We start from the raw sequence: 18658 nt of genomic DNA on the forward strand, positions 1-18658 counted from the left end.
GAACGGTAAACACATCCGGCGGCGCGCTCCTCAAACAAGGGCGGCGGGCTCAGCCCCATATGTAATGCACCAGCCCCACCGCCGCGCGGCCCCAGAGCGTCAGATACAGCACGCTCGCCAGAAACGTCGCATGCCCGGCGAGCACGCAGAGTCCGTCGCGTTCCAGCAGCCCGCTCGCCACCAGCAACACCCCGATGGCGGGAAGCGTGTTCGAAAAGGGAATCGGCAGCGGCAGCATGAGCACCAGCGCCGATGCCAGCAGCCCCGCCCCGTGCAGCCGCATGAGCATCGGCGAATCCATCACGAATGTCAGGCGCGGGCGTTGCCATTTTTCCAGCCAGCGCACCAGGCCGCCGGTGAAGCCGATCAGCTTGCCGAAAAACCCCGCCGGCAGCTTCCGGTCGAGCGTCTTGTCGGAGAGCTTCGGCTCGCGTCCGCGCGCCAGCGCCAGCGCGACCAGCGCCGCCGCGAGGCCGAACGGCGTGGATACCCCCGGCACGGGCAGCGGCACGCAAAACGGCAGCGCGCACAGCAGGATCAACAGCAGCCAGGCCCGCTGGTGCAGCGCCGCGATGATCTCGCGCAATCGCACCGGCCGCTCCTGAAACAGCGCCCGCAGCCGCGCCAGCTCGCCGGAGAGGCGGGGGCGCGCGGAAGCTTGCGCGGACGACGACGGTGCCGGGTTGTCAGGTGCCGCGTTTGTTCCCATAAAGCTCGATGTGCAGACGGTGCGCATAGCGATAGCCGCGGGCCTTGCAGATTTCGCCGACCCAGCCGGCCCGCGCCCGCAGCGCCTCCATGGTCGTCCCCTCGGGCATGAGCAGCACTTTCGACGGCAGAATGTCCCCGCCGGCCTCGCGCAGCATCGCCTCCAGTTCCTCGATGTCGGCGGGCGCGCTCACGACAAATTTGAATTGATACGCGCAGTGCGCCATCCATGCCCGCACCACGTCGGGCCGCCAGCGCGCCGCCTTGTGCCTTTCCCGCCACGATTCCGGCAACCGCGTGTCGGGGGCCGAGTTGCGCAGCTTCGGGCTCAGCGAGGCGAGATCGCATGCGATGCCGTCCGGCGCGATGGTCGCCGCCGTCTCGATGGTGATGTGCCGACCCGTCGCGCGCACCGCCGCCGCGAGCACGCGGATGTCCTTCGCCACCAGCGGTTCGCCGCCGGTGAGCACCACGTGCCGCGCCGCCGCGTGGCGGTTGATTTCCGCCATGATTTCCCCGGTCTCCATCGCGCGCCCCTCCGGCTCCCACGACGCGTAAGGCGTGTCGCACCAGTTGCAGCGCAGGTTGCAGCCCGAGGTGCGCACGAATACCGACGGCACCCCCGTCAGCTCGCCCTCGCCTTGCAACGAATAAAATATCTCGGAAATCAACACGCGTGGAAAAGTTGAAGCCTTTTACAACACCGCCGCATGCCGCGCCGCGCAAGCGCCGTCTTTGCGGCGTGCGAATAGGAGGCGAGATCGGCAAAATAAGACGAGCGGGCCGACGCAAGGCCGGCCCCCGCAAGATCTTCGCCGGAATTATTTCGACGCGGCCACGAGCCCGGCGGCAGGCGGCGTGTAATCGGTCAGATGCGCGGTGCCGGTGCCGACCTTCATCGAGATCTCCAGCTTCACGGGCAGACGGCGCTCGTCCTGCGAAATCCAGACGCGCACCTTGCCGCCGCGTTTGAACATGCCCTTCGGCTCCTTCTCCATGATGGGCGCGAGCACCATCGCGTCCACCTCGCCCCACGGTGTGTCCACTTTCTCGATGTCGCCGGCCACGATGGTGAGGTCGTAGAAATCGTCGTCAAACATCACCGTGGCGGGCCGGCGGTCGCCGGTTTTCATGTCCCACGAGCGGGTTTGCACGAGGCAGGTGATGAGGTCGGTCACGCTGCCTTCGGGAATGGCATGCGTGCCGCTTTTTTCGGGCCGGACGTAATCCCGGTAATCCATCGTGCCCGTGCCGTAGTCAAACACCGCCATGGCGTGGCTTTTCTTTTTGCGAGCGATGGAATTGGTGATGGCGGCGAGGATGCGCCCGTCGGCGCCGTCGTAAAGGCACTCGCCCCTGGCCTCGAATTTGTAGAGCTTGCGCGCCACGCCCGTGGTGGCGGTGAGGGTGGACACGCGAAGCTGCGGCAGGCCGGCGAGTTCCTCGGCGCGGGCCGTGACGCTGATTTCGCCGGCATGGGAAAGAATGCCCCAGCTCACGCGGTATTTCAGGGATTCGCCGTCGGCGAGCGCGACGGTGCCGGAGCGGAGGCCGGGGGAAACAAGCAAAAGGAACATGCCGGACAGGGCTAGGTTTCGCATGGTGGGTAAGAGTTGGCGCCGGGCGTTTGACCAAGGGGATGCGGAAAGGTGCGAAATTTACACGACGAATCTCGCAATTAATTATGAAACAGCATTATGCCAGCGTCAAATCGAGCTGGTTTTCCTGGCCCAAGGCCCAAGCCTCGATGCCGCGCGCGCGAAGGTCGCGGGCAAACTCGGTGGCAAAGCCGTGCACCGTGTAAACCAGGCGCGGCTGCACCAGCTCCACGTAGCGGAGGAGATCGTCATAGCCGGCATGGTCGGAGAGCGGGAAGGCGGCGTCGCAGCGGTAGCGGTAGAGCGTGGCGCGATCCATCGCCCAGCCGCTGACCACGGCGGTGCGGCGCGCGGGGATTTTTTGGAGAAAGGAGGACTCGCCCCATTGCGGCGGGCAGATGACGACGTGGCCCGCGGATTCGCGCTCGTCGAACCGCCGATGCGCCGGGAAGACGAGGCCGAGTTTTTCGTAAACCTGCGTGAGGCGGAAGGTCTCGGCGTGCAGCATCACGGGCAGCTCGGCCTCGGCGAGGCAGGCGAGGATTTCCTGGCTCTTGCCCAGGCTGTAGCCGAAGAGCACGGGGGTGGCGCCGGCGGCAAGCGTGTCGCGGCAGAAGGCGACGATGCCGGCGAGGATCTCGCCGGCCGGGGGAAACGCGTATTGCGGTTTGCCGAAGGTGGTTTCCATGACGAGCGTGTCCGCGCGCGGGGCGGCGCAGGGCTCGGCGGAGCGGCCGGGACGGAGCTTGAAGTCGCCGGTGTAGAGGAGCGTGCCGTGGCGGGCGTGCTCGAGGAGGCATTGCGCGGAGCCGTGGATGTGGCCGGCGGGGAGGAGCGTGATCGTGGTCTCGGGGTCGAGTTGCTCGGCGTGGCCGAAGGGAAGCGCGTGCTCGACGCGGCGGCCGCGCAGCCGCGCGCGCATGAGTTTCGCGGTGCCGGGCGTGCAGATGATTTCGCGGTGCGCGGCGAAGTGGTCGAAATGCGCGTGCGAAACGAAGGCGCGGTCAACGGGCCGCGTCGCATCGAGCCACCAGCCGATTTGCGGGAGGTGGAGTCCTTTGCGGTGGAACTGGATTTCCCAAGGCATGGGCAAAAATCGGGCGCGTGTTCTTATATCATTTTTGGAGGGCCGGGCTCCCGCGGGGCCGTCGCTGAAAAACGGTGCGATCAGCCGCGGCGGCCCCGCGGGAGCCCGGTCCTCCACCAAAAGTCAAAGTTCATTGGTCATTGGTATTACTCGTTCTCGAAACGCGCAGGAAAAAGAAAAGAGAACGAGAACAATGGGGGGACGGGACGGAAGGGCGTTGCCCCGTGTTCAATCCTTGGACAGCTCCTCGGAGCGGTGCTTGGCGGCGAGGACGGTTTCCTTGATGAGGCGGCGGAAGTTGCCGGACCCCATGCGCTGGAGGCCGGCGTAGGTGGTGCCGTTGGGCGAGGTGACCTGATCGCGCAGTGCCTCGGCCTCGGATTCGCTGGCGGCGAGGAGGCGCGCGGAGCCGAGCAGCGTCTCGACGGCGAGCTGGCGCGCGGTTTCGCGCGGAAGCCCGGCGGCCTCCCCGGCATCGCGGAGGGCGGCGGCAAATTCGAAAATGTAGCCCGGTCCGCTGCCGCTGAGCGCGGTGACGGCGTCGAGCTGCGGCTCCCCCACCGTCACGACCCGGCCCAACGCGCCGAGGACGGCGTCAATGATGGCGCGGTCGGCATCGGAAAGCGGCGCGCGCGCGGCCCAGGCGGTGATGCCCGCGCCGATCTGGCCGGGCGTATTGGGCATGGCGCGGACGATGTTGCGGGCGCGGGGAAAGGTTTGGGCGAGGCGGTCGAGACGTTTGCCGGCAAGGATGGAGAGGACGAGTTTTCCGGCGGCGAGGTCGGCGAGGCGCGGATCGAGCGAGGCGAGTTGCTGGGGTTTGCAGGCGAGGACGATGGTGTCGGCCCCGTCGAGGAGCGCGGCCAGGCCGGGGGCGGCGGTGATGCCGGTGCGCGAGGCGAGGTTGGCGGCGGTGTTGTCGTCGCCGCCGAGGCAGGCGATCTGCGAGGCAGTGCGCGCGCCGCTGGCGAGCAGTCCGTTGACGATGGCCGAGGCCATGCGGCCCGCGCCGATGAAGGCGATTTTGTTCATGGTGATGTTGGAAGGGTCAATCCGGCCACATGCGCGCGGCGAAGTCAAACCAGCGGGTGCGCGCTCCCGGCGCGGAGGCGATACGACGCATGGGAAACGCGGCAGCGACTGGGAGCGCCGGCTTCCAGCCGGCAGACGATGCGCAGCATCGCCGGGTCGAGTGGCACGGGCGTCCCGCCCGTGCGGCGGCGCTTCGCGCCGCCAAGGCCGACGTGGAAGCCGGCGCTCCCAGTCGCTGCCGCGTATTGGCGGCCTATTCGCGCCCGAGAAACCTGTCCAGCGCCCTGCGGTCGCGCTTGGTGGGGCGGCCGGCGCCGGGGGCGCGGGCGAGGACTTGTTGCACGCGATGCTCGCGCGCCTGCTCAAATTCCCCCGGGGGCGTCAGCTCCTCGCAATACTCCGGGACCAGCTTTGCGCCCACGCGGCTGCGCGGTATCGCGACCACGCGCAACGTCCGCGTCACCAGTCCCTGCCGCACCGTCACGCCCTCGCCGGCGCGGACTTCGCGGGCGGGTTTCACCGCGTGCTCGTCCACCCGCACCCAGCCCGACCGGCACGCGTCGGCAGCGAGGCCGCGCGTCTTGAAAACGCGCACCGCCCACAACCACTTGTCGATGCGGTCGGCTTGCGCGGGCGGGGTTTCGTTTTCGCTGGAAGGCACATCCGCCGAGTCTGCGGCGCGGCTGGCGTTTCTCAAGCCCGCGCTGCGCTCCATGCTTCTTTCCCTTTCCTCGGATGAAAGGCTCGCCGGGAGAAGGAGGAAAGACCCCGGCAGGCGCACCTCACCGCGAGCCGCCCACCAGCAGGGCGATTCCCGCCGCCATCACCGCCGCCGCCACGATGCGCCGGCGCGCATCGGCCTCGTTGAGCAGCTTCGCGCCGAAAAACGCCCCGATGATGATGCTCACCTCGCGCGCCGGGGCCACATAGCTCACCGGCGTGAACGTCATGGCCGTCAGCACCAGCACGTAGCTCGCGGGTGAAAACAGCCCCACGCAAAACGCGTTCAACCGGTGCTCGCGCCATTCCCGCGCCACTTCCGCGCGCCGCCGCCACGCGAACGGCGTCAACAGCGCCACCTGGGTGAACGACGTGCCCGCGTCATACAACAACGGCGGAAGCAGCCACCCCGCCACCGCATGCCGGTCCCACAACGTGTAGGACGCGATGAACACCCCCGACATCACCCCGTAGCGCGCCGCCAGCCCGCGCATGCGGGCCGCCTCTTCCCCGCCGGCAGAGGCACCCGCCGCCGCTCTCCCGCGCCCCAGCCACCGCGTCCCGCCGGTCAGCCAGAAAATGCCCGCGATGATCACCAGCCCACCCGCCAGCGCCGCCGGCGGCGGACGCTCCCCCAGCAGCGCGACGGCGGCCAGCGTGGACAACAGCGGCCCCGTGCCGCGCGCCAGCGGGTAGATGAGCGAAAAGTCCCCCGCGCGGTATCCGCGCTGCAAATACAGCGAGTAGCCCGTTTTCAGCGCCCCGCTCACAAACATCACCCCCGCCGCCCCGGCCCACGGCAGCCCGGGCCGCTTCAAAAACCAGTAAACCGCCACCGCCGGCACATAGGCCGCGCAGATGACCAGCCCGGTCAGAAACACGAACGGCAGGCCGCCCCCGGCCCGCTTGGCCCAATAGTTCCACGTCGCGTGCAACATCGCGGCCACCAGCAACAAGCCCAATGCCGCCGGCGTCATGACCCGCCCGCCCCCGGCCGGTCATCTGTCCCCCGCGACCTTGTGACACGCATGTGCATCGTGCGCCGCATACTGGCACTGCGGCGGTCCCCGCCAACTCCATTTTGGGCCGTCCGGCGCGTTCAAAAATTTTCCGTCCTTTTTTCGGTAATAAAGTTCGCCAAGCGGAACATTACCGTCACATTGGCGGACGTATCCTCCGTACGATGAAAAATCAAACCATCCCCTCATCGGCCGCGGACCGCCTGATTGTCCGCGGGATTCACCTAGAACTGACAGAGGCCCTCAAAAACGCCGTGGAGAGCAAGTGCGAAAAGCTCTTCCGGCATCAGGAAAGGATCGTCCGCATCCGTGTGGATCTGGAGCATGACAAGCTCCACAAAGGCAAGCCTCGCTTCATCGCGAAAGGGCATATTGAGATTGGCGGCCCCGACATGATCGTCTCGATCACCGACGAGGACGCCTACAAGGCCATTGACCTCATGACGCAGAAGCTCGACCGGCTTCTCCGTGTGCGGGCCACGGCCTACAAGAAAAAACGCCTGCATCCGCGCGCCGTGGAACTCCCGGTTGATCTGCCCAAGGTCGCCTGTTGACCGTGACGGGATAGCCCGAATTTAGCCCAAAAACAACGCGAGCCGGACCCTCCCATGGGCCCGGCTTTTTTATGCGAACGTAAGTTCGGAAACCGCGATCATGCCTTCCGACGCAAAAAGATTCCCATGCCTGCGCCGCAAAGAGGAGTTTTTGCGGCGCATGGCTTTTGGGTCATGCCGGTTATGATATAATATTTTCTCTCAAAAAGGTAGGGCGAGGCGTCCCCGCCGAGCCGCGGCTCAGCCGGAGGCTTCGCCCTACCGGCGCTGCCGCGCCACTGTTAAATGAAAACACTATCACAATGGGCTTCTGGGGTCGTCCCTCCAGCAATCTGATTTCCATTGGTAAATGGCGTTAGTTCTACTTCGTTAATTTGGTTCCTCGTTATTTTGAATGGCTGTTCTTCACACAAAGGCACAGAGGCGCAAAGAAAGACAACAAAAGGGCATTCTGCTGAAATCATCAATTTATTGAAATTCATAAAAATAAAAATTTATTCATAATTTCTCCGTCCTTTGCGCCTTTGTGTGAAAACTATGCTTTTTTAGGCATCGAAAATAGCGACGAACCGTTAATTTGATTTTTAACCACGGAGAACCACGGAGAAAAAACTGAATATTCACCCTGTTTTGCGTCTCCGTGCTCTCCGTGGTTAACAAAGTAGAATTAGCTCCCTTTTCCCTCTGATTTTTCTTGGGCCAATCGGATTGCTCCTTCTATCGCGGCTCTTGCCATCGGGCTGTTCCGCCAGCAGGAGGCGCCAAGCTCCTCTGAGATCGCCTTTGTGATATCCCTGGCATCGGCTTCCGCAAGCTCCTCAAAACCGGAAAAACCCAGTTCTTCAAGCCGTGCGATGACCTTTGGCCCCACGCCCTTTACGGTCCGCAGCAGTTCTTTCTCATTTGATGAAAACGCCATGAGTGGATCTTTCAAGAGACACCGCTGCCCGGAGTTGTTCTCTCGACCGGGTTGGCCTCTGCCCCCTCTTTATTCGACAACCACACTCCCATCCGCATTGAATTTCCAGTGGACCGAGTAGGCGACCTCCCACAAGTAACCATCCGGATCGGCAAAATAACCACTGTAGCCTCCCCACGATGCCTCCTTTGCCGGTTTGACGATCCGTCCTCCGGCGTCCTCGGCCTGCTTCAAGACTGCATCCACCAGCTCTCTCCTCCGGACACAGTGACCGAACGTTATTCCGGTGAAGCGCCGGCTTGCATCCTGTGGAAGCGCCGGGCTCATTCCGGCGTCCTTCGCGAGTTCAGCGTAAGAATATAGAAACATTCGCGTTCCCGTGGTCGCAAACAGGACAATCCCGCCGTCCGGCGTCATCTTGGTGGGAAAACCAAGCCCGTCCTTATAGAAACGAAAGGATCGATGGAGATCGGCAACACCCAAGGTGATGACACTTATCCGAGGTTCCATCGGAGCCCCGGCCATTGATCCGTTAAAGCAAAAAGCTGCGAGAGCTGCAGAGAACAACAGTCGGTAAGGTAAGATCGTCATGGTTTATTTGCGGGATGGAACAAGCGCACGCAGAAGAGAGAACACTATGCGGGCCTGAATGTCCACCAAGATACCATCGCGGTCGCCGGAGCGATCCGCCCGCTACGCACGAGCCCAGGGCATGCGGGCAAGACGCACCAAGCACTGTCGGTAACCAACCCGCGAAGATCAGCACGATCACGGTTCAACCGGGATCACGCCACCCAATCCACGCACGCGTTTATCCTATAATCGACCGACCCCTGTCCTGTGCCTCCGAACGACGGCAGTTTATATAAACACAAATCCCAAGCGAAAATCGGGGGACAGGCTTTGTTTTTGGCTTGTATATTCGCAGTTAGATCAACGTTCAAGCTCACCCACGGCTGCCCGTGGCGCGCAGCGCCTTGTTCGGCTCTTTTTGCTCATGCGCTATATCCACCTTCAACATTCAGCACCGCACCAGTGACATAAGATGCGGCAGGACTCGCAAGAAAAACCACTCCAGCTGCAACTTCCTCAAGAGCTGCAAACCGCTGAATGGCCAATGTGGAGAAAAGCATTTCGGCCACATCTGCTTCGGCAGCCATATCCGTATTCATCAATCCTGCCGCGACCACGTTGACGGTTATTTTTCTGGGTGCAAGATCCCGTGCTGCACCCTTGGAATATCCAGTGACGGCGGCTTTCGTGCCGGCATAATCGGCTGTGCCCGCAAAGCCCGCCCGCACGGCAACTCCGGAACTTATCGTAATAATGCGTCCACCTTCAGGCAAGACCTTCGCGGCGGCACGAATGTTGGCGATGACGCCGTGGACATTGACCGCCCACTGTCGGTCCATCATATCATTGTCAATATTGGGGTCGTCGATAGTCTTTCCCTGATAGGCAACGGCGGCATTATTCACGAGAATGTCAAGTCTTCCAAACCGGCTGACAACCGCTTGGATCAGTGGAGCCGCTTGAGTGGGATCGCCTTGATCGGATTTGAACGCCGCAGCCCGCACTCCCTTGGCCTCCAATGCTCGCACAACAAGCCCGGCTTTCTCTGCCGAGGCAATATAGGTAATGGCGATATCTGCTCCTTCATCTGCGAGAGCGTTAGCGATGGCGGTGCCAAGTCCGCGCGAGCCGCCTGTGACCAGAGCAACTTTCCCGGTAAGTTTATTCGTATTCATAGTTATTGGGTTTCATATTCTGCCGTCGCAGGTCAGACACGGAGGGGCGAAGCCCCGGAGTTGTCTGTGCCGCCTTGTGTGCGCCCAGCATGGGCGCGTTGTAAATGAGGTGAAAGTCCACTGTGGGAAGACCTGACATGAATAAAACCATAACAGAAACCACTACCCGAAGCCAACTTCGAAAGAGTAATCTTTCGGGGGGAGGAAGGCTGGGGGAAACCTGCGAGACGATGAACAAGAAGCGGATAAAAGGCCGGCAGGGAGACGACGAGCTGGCACCACACAGCGAAGTCGCAGGGTCATGCCCTGACGGTAAATCCGACGTTTGCGCAGGGAAGCAACGCGTTCTTACCTGGGGAGATCCCGCGGGCGGAAACGCTGGCGGGAAGTCAGCAGAAGTCATAGTAGTGCGAGGACAAGCCGGGGGCGTTCAGTCGCCCGTTTAAACTGGGAATACCGGAAACCTTGATGAACACGAAGGACCAAACCGAAAGGAGTCCCCTGTCCGCGAACGGGATGGAAGCCGACGACAACACCGCCGACCGGCGGAAGTCGGAGTCCAAGCGCCCGGGCGCGGAGTCGGCGAAGGGGACGGAGCGAAACATGATGGAGCAAATCCTTGCTCCGGAAAACCTCAATGCGGCGTGGCAACGAGTGCGCCGCAACCAAGGAGCACCGGGAGTTGATGGCATCACCATCGAAGCCTTCCCGGCGATCCTGCGCGAACACACCGAGAGCCTCCGGCAGGCGCTGATCGCGGGCAGCTATCGTCCGATGCCGGTGCGTCGGACGTTTATCCCCAAGCCCGACGGGACCGAGCGCCCGCTCGGGGTGCCCACCGTGTTGGATCGGCTGATCCAGCAAGCGGTGGCGCAAGTGCTAAGCCCCCTGTTTGACCCGGGGTTTAGCGAAAACAGCCACGGCTTCCGGCCCGGACGCAACGCCCATCAGGCGGTGCGGCAGGTGCAGGCAGCGTGGAAAGACAGACGCCGCCACGCGGTGGATTGCGACCTCAAGTCTTTCTTCGATACGGTCAACCATGACCGGTTGATGGACGGCCTGCGTCAAAAGGTAAAGGACGCCCGTGTTCTCGCCCTGATCCACCGTTACCTGAAAGCAGGAGTCGTGCTGCCGGACGGCCGCGTGGAGGAAACGCCGCAAGGCGTGCCCCAAGGCGGTCCCTTGTCACCGTTGCTCGCCAATATCGTGCTCGATCCCTTGGATAAAGAGTTGGAAAAGCGCGGACACCGGTTCGCGCGTTACGCCGACGACTTTATCATAATGGTGAAGAGTGCGAGGGCGGCGCAGCGGGTAATGGCCGGTCTGGTGCGCTATGTGGAAGGGCGTCTGAAGTTGGCGGTCAACCCGGCGAAGTGTAAAATCGCGTTGTTAAAAGAATGCTCGTTTTTTGAGCTTCAAGATAACGGCACGGGGAAACGTCGTCTGGACCGAGAAGGCCTGTCTGCGGTTTAAACAACGCCTCAAGGCGATCACCTCGCGCAAGCGGGGAGTGGCCGTGGACAAGGTGATCGGGGAGCTCAGGCGTTATGTGATCGGCTGGCTGGGCTACTTCGGGATCAGCAATACCTACAAGGAAGTACTGGCGCTGGAGGATTGGATGCGAAGACGGGTGCGGCTGTATTATTGGAAACAATGGAAACAGCCGAGGACCAGGCGACGTAATCTGATCAAACTCGGAGCGAACCCGAAGCAAGTGAAGCTGGCGACTCGCAGCCGCAAGGGATACTGGCGGATGAGCAGCAACAGTATCGTGCAAGCCGCGCTGAATAACGCGTATCTGCACGAACAAGGGGTGCCGGACATGAGGGCGAAATGGATCGCCATGCATTACGGGGACGACGGCGTTCCCTCCTGACGGAACCGCCCGGTGCCGAGCGGCACGCCCGGTGGTGTGGGACCTGTGGCCGATTGAGTTAACTCAGTCGGCCACGGGGACCCGATTAGGCTCATTTCTGTAGTAAAATCAATACTGCGCATACGGCTTGTGTAATGGTGGCTAATGCAGTGGCAATCACAGCTAGACTGACCGCAGTCGATAACTCCACCCTTTGTTTGGTTTTAATCTGCTGATTCTTCCAATAAAGATTCCCATCTTCATCTAAGCCTAAATTAGCAGTTTGATCTATCGTGAGCGGGTTAATTTTCTTCATGGAAGTGTTAGAGTGCAAATTTCGTCTTGAGCGAAACAATCGACATCAAAACACAAATAACGAGAAAATGAACCTTTGGACTATACCATGATCCTTCTTTAAGGAATCCACAGGTCAGCAACGAAAGGATGCCCGCAGCCGCGGTTCCTGCACCTGCGGTTTGGGTGACCTCTTCGAATGAGTCTGTGGCCTCTTTTAGGATCAGGCAGATTAGACCAAAGCCGGCTGCAATGGTCAAAATCCACATGGTTATTTGTGATTCTTTTTCTGTGCTCATATTTTTGCCTAGACATTATAGCTGCGGATGAGCGCAGGCAGTGAAAGAAGGCGCTTGTCCCCTAGGCGTGGGTTGCCCGTGAGGAGCGGGCCGGGCCACAAGGCTGAAGGACAAACCATAACAACCTGGAAACGAGGACAAGCGCATGAAAAAAACACAACACTATGTGGGCCTGGATGTCCACAAGGATACGATCATGATCGCGGTGGCCGACGGCGGCCGCGAGGGCGAGGTTCGCCTCTACGGACAGGTCAGCAGCGACCTGCACGCGGTGGAGCGTGCGTTGAGGAAGGTCGGAGCCGACGGCGGGGAGCTGCACGTGGCCTACGAGGCGGGGCCGACTGGCTACGTGCTCTACCGGCGGCTGCGGCAGTTGGGCATCGACTGCGTGGTGGTGGCGCCGTCGAGGACGCCGGTGGACAAGGGCAACCGCCGCAAGACCGACCGGCGCGACGCACAGATGCTGGCCCGGTTGCACCGGGCCGGGGAGCTGACCGCGGTGCACGTGCCGGAGGCGGTGGATGAGGCCATCCGGGATCTCACGCGAGCCCGGGCGGATGCGGTGCGGGACCTGACGCGCGCGCGACAGCGGCTCAAGTCGTTCCTGTTGCGACACGGCTACCGTTACTCGGGCAAGGCCAACTGGAGCGAGGCGCACCGCCGCTACCTGCGGGAGCTGGAGCTGCCGGCGCCCTCATTGAAGGCGGTGCTGGAGGAGTATCTGCTGGCGGTCACCCAGTGCGAGGAGCGGGTGTCGCGGCTCGAGCAGTTGCTGGGCTTGCAGGCGCCGTTGTGGCGGCTGTATCCGGCGGTGGAGGCGCTCATGACGATCCGGGGCTTCCAACTGGTGGCCGCGGCGGTGCTGGTGGCGGAGTTGGGAGACGTGAGGAGGTTCGCGCATCCACGCGAACTGATGGCGTTCCTCGGGCTGGTGCCCAGGAGGAGAGCACCGGAGAGCCGCAGGCTCGGCTCGATCACCAAGGCGGGCAACGCGCACGCCCGATGGATATTGATCGAGACGGTGCAGCACGCCTGGCTGCCGCCCAAAGTATCCGCGCAGCTGTCCAAACGGCAGGAAGGGCAGCCGGCGGCACGGCGGGAACTGTCGTGGAAGATCCAGGTCAGGCTGCACAAACGCGCCGGCACCTGAGCCGGCGCGGGTGATGAAGCCAAAGGTGACCGTCGCGCTGGCCCGGGAGATGGCCGGCTTTGCCTGGGCGATGTTGCAGACGGCGGACTGGCCGGCGATGACCAGGGCGGCCTGAGGGCGGGCGCGGGCGGCAGGGATGTTCTTTGAGAACCGCCGTTTGGCGGCACCAGTCAGGGACCGGGCGGCCGGCCCATGCATGTTGACGTTAGGGGCAGCGGGCACGGAGCGATCCGCCCGCCACGCACGAGCCTAGAGCATGCGGGCAAGACGCACCAATGCACTGTCGGTAACCAACCCGCGAAGATCAGCACGATCACGGTGAAAACCAGGATCACGCACCCAACCCACGCACGCGTTTATCCCATAATCGACCGGTCCCTGTCCTGTGCCTCCGGCGGCGGCAGTTTATATAAACACAAATCCCAGGCGAAAAACTGGGGACTGGCTTTGCTTTTTTGGGCTTGTATATTCGCAGCTAGATCAACGTCAGAAGTGAGCCATGACCGTGGCTGGCGCGGAGGCTGCGATAGCAGCATCCGTGACAGACATGGGCATTGGCTCTAGTGTCTTGTTCGACTTCTTCTTCATTCGTAAATCTAGTGCTTTATTTCGCCCAATATTATGTAAACGCTTGATATATATAGTGCCGCGTAGCGCAATTTATTCTCATCGGGAAGCATAGTGGCGTTCTTTAAAAAGGTGGAGGCATACCTAATGCCAAACTCAGTAAACGCCTTTTCTCCAGCACTCCCTCCGCTAAAGGCTTTCATCGCAGCATCCATAATACCTAAGGAACGATGGGAATAAATAGCCGAAAAAAGAGAATTCATCTCAATCACTTCATTTTCAAAATGAGAAAATGGCGGCGTGTAACCCATACGCCGTTTTAGCGAGTGGATAAAAAGGCGCTCTTCGCGGTCGGCGATAACTTCTCTGGGTGTAGTTAGGCGACCATCTAGCATAGAATCGACAAGGGCGTCTAATCCGCCAGCTAAAGCCATATGCAGTGACTTATCATTGCCACTTTTTACCCCCGCTAGTGTTAGCGCCATCGAAAAGGGTAAGGCATCGTATGAAAAATTGAAATAGGAGGCCGATTCTTCTGAGTCGCATACAATTTTTCGCAATCCGTTTCGGGATTTTTCGTTTTCTAGAATATCAATGACTGCATAAACATATTTCTGGGGGATTCGTGGATTTACTGTAGGTGTTTTCCCTTGGGCTTTCCAGCCGCTTAGAAATGCTTTTAGAGGATTCATTTTTGTCGAACAGTGTTATTAGGCCAAACTGGCCTTGGGTTGTAGAAGAGGGAACATGGCAGGGATTTTTGCCTTATCATTTTGATTGTCAATACCGGAGCCCTTGAAATTTGGTTTTTGAATTTGGCTTTTTGGGATGCGTCGAGCAATCTCGTCAAAATCATTTTTCCGGAAGCTTTTTCATGAACAATCCCATCAATCCGGCGGCGGGTGGTTTCTTCCGCGATGAGTCGCGCGGTCCCGTTTCCAAATTGGAAGGCCGTTTTGCAGGAAGAGGCATTTCCGCCCGAAGCGAAGGCTTTTTAGAGCGTCTATCAAAAAGAAAGCTGAGGCGGTCTGTTTTGACACAGAGGGCACAGAGCGCGGCCCACAGAGGCCTCGGAGGCCAAACCTGAAAAAGGTCTTTTCTCTCTGTGCTCTCCGTGTCAGAGCACTGTGTTCTCTGTGTTAAAACAGACTTCATTTGTCTTTTCGCGTCTTTGTGGCGCCTATTTTATTAGGCGCTTGCTCTTCCCGGACATGCTGCGCGTTATCGCAGCCAAAATTAGGGACGGATTAAAAATGACGCGTGTCATACTTTAAGATGCAAAAGAGACTTGGCTGTCATGGTCGGAAAAAACTCTGTTATTTGGTAATCCGCCATCTGCTCCTTCCAAAAGGGATCTTCCCTTATTATATTTTCTATTTCCGAACGGGTCTCCGCTTGGGCAATAATAATCCCTCCATCGCGCGGTTCTTTCCGCCCGGAGAGAAGAAAATGCCCGGAGTCATAAAAATGCTCCAGAAACTTGCGATGGGCTGGAATGAGCCGTTCCACGTCCGGGATGGATTTGATGTAGTTGAGTGAGATGATGAACATATTTTTCTTTGACCAATATTAAAGGCGGGCCAGCCGCTTCGGCTGGCTCCGGCGCCTTGCCGGGTTTCTTCACTTTCGGCACCAACGCGAATCCGCCAGCACAACCGACTCTTCGATCTGACGATCGGGCACGGTCCAGTAGGTTTTCAGCAACCGGTTTTTCTCGCGTTCGGTCACAAGCGCAAAGCCATGCTTCTCATAAAACCGGATCGCCCAGGTCGCCGCCTTCCACGTGCCTATCAGGACCGGGCGATTCGTGAGCTGGCGCAAATGCGCCAACAACTGCCCGCCAATCCCTTTGCCCCGATGCTGCGTGCGGACATAGGCATGCCTGATCAAGGTGACCTCTTTCACCTCCTGAATCCCCATGACGCCAAGCAGACGGTTCGCCTCGCGGTAACCATAAAACCTGACGCCCTTGCCGATTTCCGACTGGAGTTCGGAAGCGGACATATAGGGTTCGTGCCAGCGATCCGCAGGGATAACCCCTTTGTAGGCATTCGCAGCGTCATTGATGATCTCGTGAATGACCGGTTCTTCTTCGACCCTGCAGGGGGTGATCGTATTCATTTGCTTAACAATGTTATTGGACAGCACTCGGCGCGGCATGGGTGAAGTTTCGAGTGTTGATAGTTTCGATGTGCATTTAATGCCAAAAAGACATGTTCCTTTTGTTTTGCAACATCTTATGTTTTAAAAGATGGGCGGATTTATTTTTTGTGGGTGATTTGATGGCTGCCTTGCGGATGGCGAAAGGCGCATCGCCCCGCTGTTTGCTGGCGATGCAAACCCATAGGGTTACATCGCAGCAGCTGGGGTTCCGTTTGGATGATATAATACCAATTCCGAACGAAACTCACTCTTCTGGAGGGCCGAGCTCCTGCGAGGCCGTCGCGGTTATACGCGACGTTTTTCCGCGACGGCCTCGCAGGAGCTCGGCCCTCCAGCAAAAAGGCGATTTTCATTGGGAAATGGTATTATACCATTCCCGAATGGGATTTATCCTTTTGGAGTCCTTCCGCGTGGTTTGCGTGGCACGCGCCATCGCATGGGCGGGACGCCCATGCCACCCGACCCCGGACGGCACGGAGGCCGTTGTTCCAAAAGGACAGGGGCGCCAAAGTCCAAAACAAGTTTGGAAATGCTGTAACTGATGAGTTGCGCGCCGCGGCGAATCCGGGTCCGCGCGTGACGGATCACGATGCCGCCGCGGGCGGGTGCGCCGGGACTTGGGCGCGCTGGAGGGCGCAGGCCATCGAGTAGGCTTGGGTGGCGAAATCGGGTTCGTCGGGCGTGACGCGCACCGGCGGCAGGTAGCTGCCGTTGGGATAAAGGATGCGGGCGTTTTCGTTGTCGCGAAGCTCGGGGGGGAAAAACTCGTCCATGATCCACCGGCGCAGCGGCGGCGACTCGATGGGGAAGAGCACTTCCACGCGGCGGAAAAAATTGCGCGGCATCCAGTCGGCGCTGCCGGCGTAGATGAGCGGCTCGGCGCCGTGGTTCTCAAAATAAAAGGCGCGGGCGTGCTCCAGGTAGCGCCCGACGATGCTGCGCACGCGGATGTTCTCGCTCAGGCCGCGGATGCCGGGGACGAGGCAGCAGATGCCGCGCACGATGAGGTCAACCTGCACGCCGGAGCGCGAGGCCATGTAGAGGTTGTCGATGGTCTCCTTGTCCACGAGCGAGTTCATCTTGGCGATGATGCGGGCGGGCTTGCCTTCGGCGGCGCGGGCGGTCTCGGCCTGGATGAGCTCCTGGATGCGGCGGTGGAGGTTGTAGGGCGCGACGAGGAGGTGCGCGAAGTCGGGCGCGAGGCTGAAGCCGGTGAGCGAGTTGAAGAGGTTGGCGGCGTCGCCGGTGAGGTGCGGGGCGGCGGTGAAGAGGCTGAGGTCGGTGTAGAGGCGCGCGGTTTTCGGGTTGTAGTTGCCGGTGCCGAAGTGGGCGTAGCGGCGCAGGCCGGTGCCTTCGCGGCGGACGACGAGGGAGCATTTGCAGTGGGTCTTGTGGCCGACGAGCCCGTAAACGACGTGCACGCCGGCCTCCTCGAGCTGGCGCGCCCACTGGATGTTGTTGGCCTCGTCGAAGCGGGCTTTCAGCTCGACGAGGGCGGCGACCTGCTTGCCGTTGCGCGAGGCCTCGATGAGGGCGCGCACGATGGGCGAGTCGCCGCTGGTGCGGTAGAGGGTCTGCTTGATGGCGAAGACCTGCGGGTCGCGCGCGGCCTGCTCGACGAAATCGACGACCGGCTGGAACGAGTCGTAGGGATGATGGAGCAGCACGTCCTGCGCGCGGATGGTGTCGAAGATGTTTTCCGTGGCGCGCAGCGGCGAGGCGTTGACGGGCGTGAAGGAGGGGAACTTCAGGTCGGGGCGGTCGATGTCGGTGAGGCTCATCAACCGGAGGAGGTTGAGCGGGCCGTGGAGGCGGAAGACGTATTCGTGCGAGAGGTCGAGGTGGGCGCAGAGGGAGTCGAAGATGGGGTCGGGGACGTTGTCCTCGATTTCGAGGCGCACGGCGGCGCCGCGGCGGAGCTGGCGGAGTTGTTCCTCGATGCGCTGGAGGAGGTTTTCGGCCTCCTCGTCGTCGATGTAGAGGTCGCTGTTGCGGGTGACGCGGAAGGCGGAGGCGTTGCGCACGCGGTAGCCGGGAAAAAACGCGTCGGCGCAGAGCTTGATGATCTCGCTCAGGAACACGAAGCGCTGCGGGCCGCTCTCGGCGGGGCAGAGGCGCACGAGGCGCGGGAGGATGCGCGGGACGGGCAGGATGGCGGTGAGCGGCGGGGCCTTGCGGTCGCGGGGGTTGTCGAGGCAGACGACGACGTTGAGCGTCTTGTTGCCGAGCTGGGGAAAAGGGTGCGACTGGTCGACGCCGACGGGCGTGACGACGGGCAGGACCTGCTCCTGGAAATACTCGCGCGCCCAGGCGAGCTCGCGCGGGTCGAGTTCGCGCGCGGGCTTGATGAAAATGCCTTCGCGGGCGAGCGCGGGCACGAGCTCCTTGTGCCAGCACAGGTATTGCTCCTCGACAAGGGAGGCGACGACGGAGTGGACGCGGCGCAATTCCTCCTGGGGCGAGAGGCCGTCGGCGGTGGGCTCGGTGACGCCGGATTCGACTTGCTGGATGATGCCGGCGACGCGGATCTCGAAAAACTCGTCGAGATTCGAACTGACGATGGCGAGGAATTTTACGCGTTCGAGGAGCGGGTTTTTCCTGTTGCGCGCCTGTTCGAGCACGCGGCGGTTGAAGGCGAGCCAGGAAAGCTCGCGGTTGAAGTAGGCGAGCTTGGCCGGGCGCGGGGAGCCGGCGGGGGCGGGGGCAGCGGCAGCAGCGGGCGCAGGGGAGGCGGCAGCGGCGGCGGGGTCGGACACGGGGGCGACTTGGCTGTCGGGCTCGATCACCCAGAGCGCGGGGTTCGGGGGAAGCCGCCGCGCCTTGCGTCGTTTTCTGGTGGAACTGGATACGCGTCTCGCCATGTCGTTCGTAAAGAAAGTCCGGAAAGGGTAGATGTTCCCCGCGACTAGGCCACCCAAAAGGGGCAAGGGGACATGGTGTCACGG

At 61.3% G+C, this 18658-nt stretch carries 22 protein-coding genes; 5 read left to right on the forward strand and 17 right to left on the reverse strand.

Annotated elements, in window-relative coordinates; translation table 11 throughout:
* Positions 1-49 precede the first annotated feature (49 nt).
* The 7 genes from OH491_RS15585 to OH491_RS15615 all read right to left on the reverse strand — a co-directional run bounded on the left by OH491_RS15585 (position 50) and on the right by OH491_RS15615 (position 6122).
* Positions 50-709 (reverse strand): exopolysaccharide biosynthesis protein, encoded by a 660-nt coding sequence (locus OH491_RS15585; RefSeq protein ID WP_068770624.1) that lies wholly within the window; start codon positions 707-709, stop codon positions 50-52.
* Positions 687-1382: a 7-carboxy-7-deazaguanine synthase QueE gene (locus tag OH491_RS15590; RefSeq protein WP_068770623.1), complete on the reverse strand. Its 696-nt coding sequence runs from the start codon at positions 1380-1382 to the stop codon at positions 687-689. The genes OH491_RS15585 and OH491_RS15590 overlap by 23 nt, the downstream gene beginning before the upstream one ends.
* Before the next feature lie 147 nt (positions 1383-1529).
* Positions 1530-2309, reverse strand: a complete 780-nt coding sequence (locus tag OH491_RS15595; protein ID WP_084442233.1) for a DUF3108 domain-containing protein — start codon at positions 2307-2309, stop codon at positions 1530-1532.
* 94 nt (positions 2310-2403) lie between these two features.
* Positions 2404-3393, reverse strand: a complete 990-nt coding sequence (locus OH491_RS15600; RefSeq protein ID WP_068770621.1) for an MBL fold metallo-hydrolase RNA specificity domain-containing protein — start codon at positions 3391-3393, stop codon at positions 2404-2406.
* A gap of 228 nt (positions 3394-3621) precedes the next feature.
* Entirely contained in the window at positions 3622-4425 is an 804-nt protein-coding gene (gene proC, locus OH491_RS15605) for a pyrroline-5-carboxylate reductase (RefSeq protein ID WP_068770620.1), read from the reverse strand.
* Between the two features lie 253 nt (positions 4426-4678).
* A complete protein-coding gene (locus tag OH491_RS15610; RefSeq protein WP_084442232.1) occupies positions 4679-5140 on the reverse strand; it encodes a S4 domain-containing protein in 462 nt (153 codons plus the stop codon).
* A 67-nt stretch (positions 5141-5207) separates the two neighbouring features.
* On the reverse strand, positions 5208-6122 hold the full coding sequence (locus tag OH491_RS15615; protein WP_068770619.1) for an EamA family transporter: 915 nt from the start codon (positions 6120-6122) through the stop codon (positions 5208-5210).
* Positions 6123-6328: 206 nt separating this feature from the next.
* Between OH491_RS15615 and hpf the strand changes: the two genes are divergently transcribed.
* On the forward strand, positions 6329-6718 hold the full coding sequence (gene hpf / locus OH491_RS15620; RefSeq protein ID WP_068770618.1) for a ribosome hibernation-promoting factor, HPF/YfiA family: 390 nt from the start codon (positions 6329-6331) through the stop codon (positions 6716-6718).
* A 281-nt stretch (positions 6719-6999) separates the two neighbouring features.
* Here hpf and OH491_RS15625 read toward each other — a convergent pair whose 3' ends face one another.
* From OH491_RS15625 to OH491_RS15640, 4 genes are all read right to left on the reverse strand, one after another.
* Positions 7000-7200, reverse strand: a complete 201-nt coding sequence (locus OH491_RS15625; protein WP_334319360.1) for a hypothetical protein — start codon at positions 7198-7200, stop codon at positions 7000-7002.
* Positions 7201-7385: 185 nt separating this feature from the next.
* Positions 7386-7652, reverse strand: a complete 267-nt coding sequence (locus tag OH491_RS15630; RefSeq protein ID WP_334319359.1) for a helix-hairpin-helix domain-containing protein — start codon at positions 7650-7652, stop codon at positions 7386-7388.
* Positions 7653-7706: 54 nt separating this feature from the next.
* On the reverse strand, positions 7707-8228 hold the full coding sequence (locus OH491_RS15635) for a VOC family protein (protein WP_334319358.1): 522 nt from the start codon (positions 8226-8228) through the stop codon (positions 7707-7709).
* 404 nt (positions 8229-8632) lie between these two features.
* The gene (locus tag OH491_RS15640) at positions 8633-9385 is read right to left on the reverse strand and encodes an SDR family NAD(P)-dependent oxidoreductase (protein WP_068770616.1); all 753 of its coding nucleotides are present in this window, start codon (positions 9383-9385) and stop codon (positions 8633-8635) included.
* A gap of 468 nt (positions 9386-9853) precedes the next feature.
* Between OH491_RS15640 and ltrA the strand changes: the two genes are divergently transcribed.
* Together ltrA and OH491_RS15650 are read left to right on the forward strand one after the other, a co-directional pair.
* A complete protein-coding gene (ltrA, locus tag OH491_RS15645) occupies positions 9854-10858 on the forward strand; it encodes a group II intron reverse transcriptase/maturase (RefSeq protein WP_334319357.1) in 1005 nt (334 codons plus the stop codon).
* Positions 10794-11261, forward strand: coding sequence for a group II intron maturase-specific domain-containing protein (locus OH491_RS15650; protein ID WP_334319356.1), 468 nt, complete (start codon positions 10794-10796; stop codon positions 11259-11261). The genes ltrA and OH491_RS15650 overlap by 65 nt, the downstream gene beginning before the upstream one ends.
* 91 nt (positions 11262-11352) lie before the next feature.
* On the opposite strand, the gene OH491_RS15655 is transcribed toward OH491_RS15650, so the two are convergent.
* Complete coding sequence (locus OH491_RS15655; RefSeq protein ID WP_145928820.1) at positions 11353-11556, reverse strand: hypothetical protein; 204 nt, start codon at positions 11554-11556, stop codon at positions 11353-11355.
* Between the two features lie 7 nt (positions 11557-11563).
* Positions 11564-11833, reverse strand: a complete 270-nt coding sequence (locus OH491_RS15660; protein ID WP_145928819.1) for a hypothetical protein — start codon at positions 11831-11833, stop codon at positions 11564-11566.
* 145 nt (positions 11834-11978) lie between these two features.
* On the opposite strand from OH491_RS15660, the gene OH491_RS15665 reads away from it, so the two are divergent.
* A complete protein-coding gene (locus OH491_RS15665; protein WP_342750578.1) occupies positions 11979-12983 on the forward strand; it encodes an IS110 family transposase in 1005 nt (334 codons plus the stop codon).
* A 596-nt stretch (positions 12984-13579) separates the two neighbouring features.
* Here OH491_RS15665 and OH491_RS15670 read toward each other — a convergent pair.
* Positions 13580-14242 (reverse strand): hypothetical protein, encoded by a 663-nt coding sequence (locus tag OH491_RS15670; protein WP_145928818.1) that lies wholly within the window; start codon positions 14240-14242, stop codon positions 13580-13582.
* 182 nt (positions 14243-14424) lie between these two features.
* On the opposite strand from OH491_RS15670, the gene OH491_RS15675 reads away from it, so the two are divergent.
* Positions 14425-14637 (forward strand): hypothetical protein, encoded by a 213-nt coding sequence (locus OH491_RS15675; protein ID WP_145928817.1) that lies wholly within the window; start codon positions 14425-14427, stop codon positions 14635-14637.
* 176 nt (positions 14638-14813) lie between these two features.
* Here OH491_RS15675 and OH491_RS15680 read toward each other — a convergent pair whose 3' ends face one another.
* From OH491_RS15680 to ppk1, 3 genes are all read right to left on the reverse strand, one after another.
* The gene (locus tag OH491_RS15680; protein WP_068770614.1) at positions 14814-15101 is read right to left on the reverse strand and encodes a YciI family protein; all 288 of its coding nucleotides are present in this window, start codon (positions 15099-15101) and stop codon (positions 14814-14816) included.
* Positions 15102-15170: 69 nt separating this feature from the next.
* Positions 15171-15671: a GNAT family N-acetyltransferase gene (locus tag OH491_RS15685; RefSeq protein ID WP_068770613.1), complete on the reverse strand. Its 501-nt coding sequence runs from the start codon at positions 15669-15671 to the stop codon at positions 15171-15173.
* A gap of 626 nt (positions 15672-16297) precedes the next feature.
* The gene (ppk1, locus tag OH491_RS15690) at positions 16298-18574 is read right to left on the reverse strand and encodes a polyphosphate kinase 1 (protein ID WP_084442231.1); all 2277 of its coding nucleotides are present in this window, start codon (positions 18572-18574) and stop codon (positions 16298-16300) included.
* Between the last annotated feature and the right edge of the window lie 84 nt (positions 18575-18658).

Source organism: Termitidicoccus mucosus, assembly GCF_038725785.1.
Lineage (GTDB): Bacteria > Verrucomicrobiota > Verrucomicrobiia > Opitutales > Opitutaceae > Termitidicoccus > Termitidicoccus mucosus.

What these genes read in the sequence shown, in the direction of transcription:
- OH491_RS15685 (WP_068770613.1), bottom strand. Translation starts at nt 15,671, where the DNA reads ATGAATACGATCACCCCCTGCAGGGTCGAAGAAGAACCGGTCATTCAC.
- ppk1 (WP_084442231.1), bottom strand. Translation starts at nt 18,574, where the DNA reads ATGGCGAGACGCGTATCCAGTTCCACCAGAAAACGACGCAAGGCGCGG.
- OH491_RS15640 (WP_068770616.1), bottom strand. Translation starts at nt 9,385, where the DNA reads ATGAATACGAATAAACTTACCGGGAAAGTTGCTCTGGTCACAGGCGGC.
- OH491_RS15680 (WP_068770614.1), bottom strand. Translation starts at nt 15,101, where the DNA reads ATGTTCATCATCTCACTCAACTACATCAAATCCATCCCGGACGTGGAA.
- OH491_RS15655 (WP_145928820.1), bottom strand. Translation starts at nt 11,556, where the DNA reads ATGAAGAAAATTAACCCGCTCACGATAGATCAAACTGCTAATTTAGGC.
- hpf (WP_068770618.1), top strand. Translation starts at nt 6,329, where the DNA reads ATGAAAAATCAAACCATCCCCTCATCGGCCGCGGACCGCCTGATTGTC.
- OH491_RS15660 (WP_145928819.1), bottom strand. Translation starts at nt 11,833, where the DNA reads ATGAGCACAGAAAAAGAATCACAAATAACCATGTGGATTTTGACCATT.
- OH491_RS15615 (WP_068770619.1), bottom strand. Translation starts at nt 6,122, where the DNA reads ATGACGCCGGCGGCATTGGGCTTGTTGCTGGTGGCCGCGATGTTGCAC.
- OH491_RS15665 (WP_342750578.1), top strand. Translation starts at nt 11,979, where the DNA reads ATGAAAAAAACACAACACTATGTGGGCCTGGATGTCCACAAGGATACG.
- OH491_RS15610 (WP_084442232.1), bottom strand. Translation starts at nt 5,140, where the DNA reads ATGGAGCGCAGCGCGGGCTTGAGAAACGCCAGCCGCGCCGCAGACTCG.
- ltrA (WP_334319357.1), top strand. Translation starts at nt 9,854, where the DNA reads ATGAACACGAAGGACCAAACCGAAAGGAGTCCCCTGTCCGCGAACGGG.
- OH491_RS15635 (WP_334319358.1), bottom strand. Translation starts at nt 8,228, where the DNA reads ATGACGATCTTACCTTACCGACTGTTGTTCTCTGCAGCTCTCGCAGCT.
- OH491_RS15670 (WP_145928818.1), bottom strand. Translation starts at nt 14,242, where the DNA reads ATGAATCCTCTAAAAGCATTTCTAAGCGGCTGGAAAGCCCAAGGGAAA.
- OH491_RS15585 (WP_068770624.1), bottom strand. Translation starts at nt 709, where the DNA reads ATGGGAACAAACGCGGCACCTGACAACCCGGCACCGTCGTCGTCCGCG.
- OH491_RS15625 (WP_334319360.1), bottom strand. Translation starts at nt 7,200, where the DNA reads ATGAATTTCAATAAATTGATGATTTCAGCAGAATGCCCTTTTGTTGTC.
- proC (WP_068770620.1), bottom strand. Translation starts at nt 4,425, where the DNA reads ATGAACAAAATCGCCTTCATCGGCGCGGGCCGCATGGCCTCGGCCATC.
- OH491_RS15600 (WP_068770621.1), bottom strand. Translation starts at nt 3,393, where the DNA reads ATGCCTTGGGAAATCCAGTTCCACCGCAAAGGACTCCACCTCCCGCAA.
- OH491_RS15595 (WP_084442233.1), bottom strand. Translation starts at nt 2,309, where the DNA reads ATGCGAAACCTAGCCCTGTCCGGCATGTTCCTTTTGCTTGTTTCCCCC.
- OH491_RS15675 (WP_145928817.1), top strand. Translation starts at nt 14,425, where the DNA reads ATGAACAATCCCATCAATCCGGCGGCGGGTGGTTTCTTCCGCGATGAG.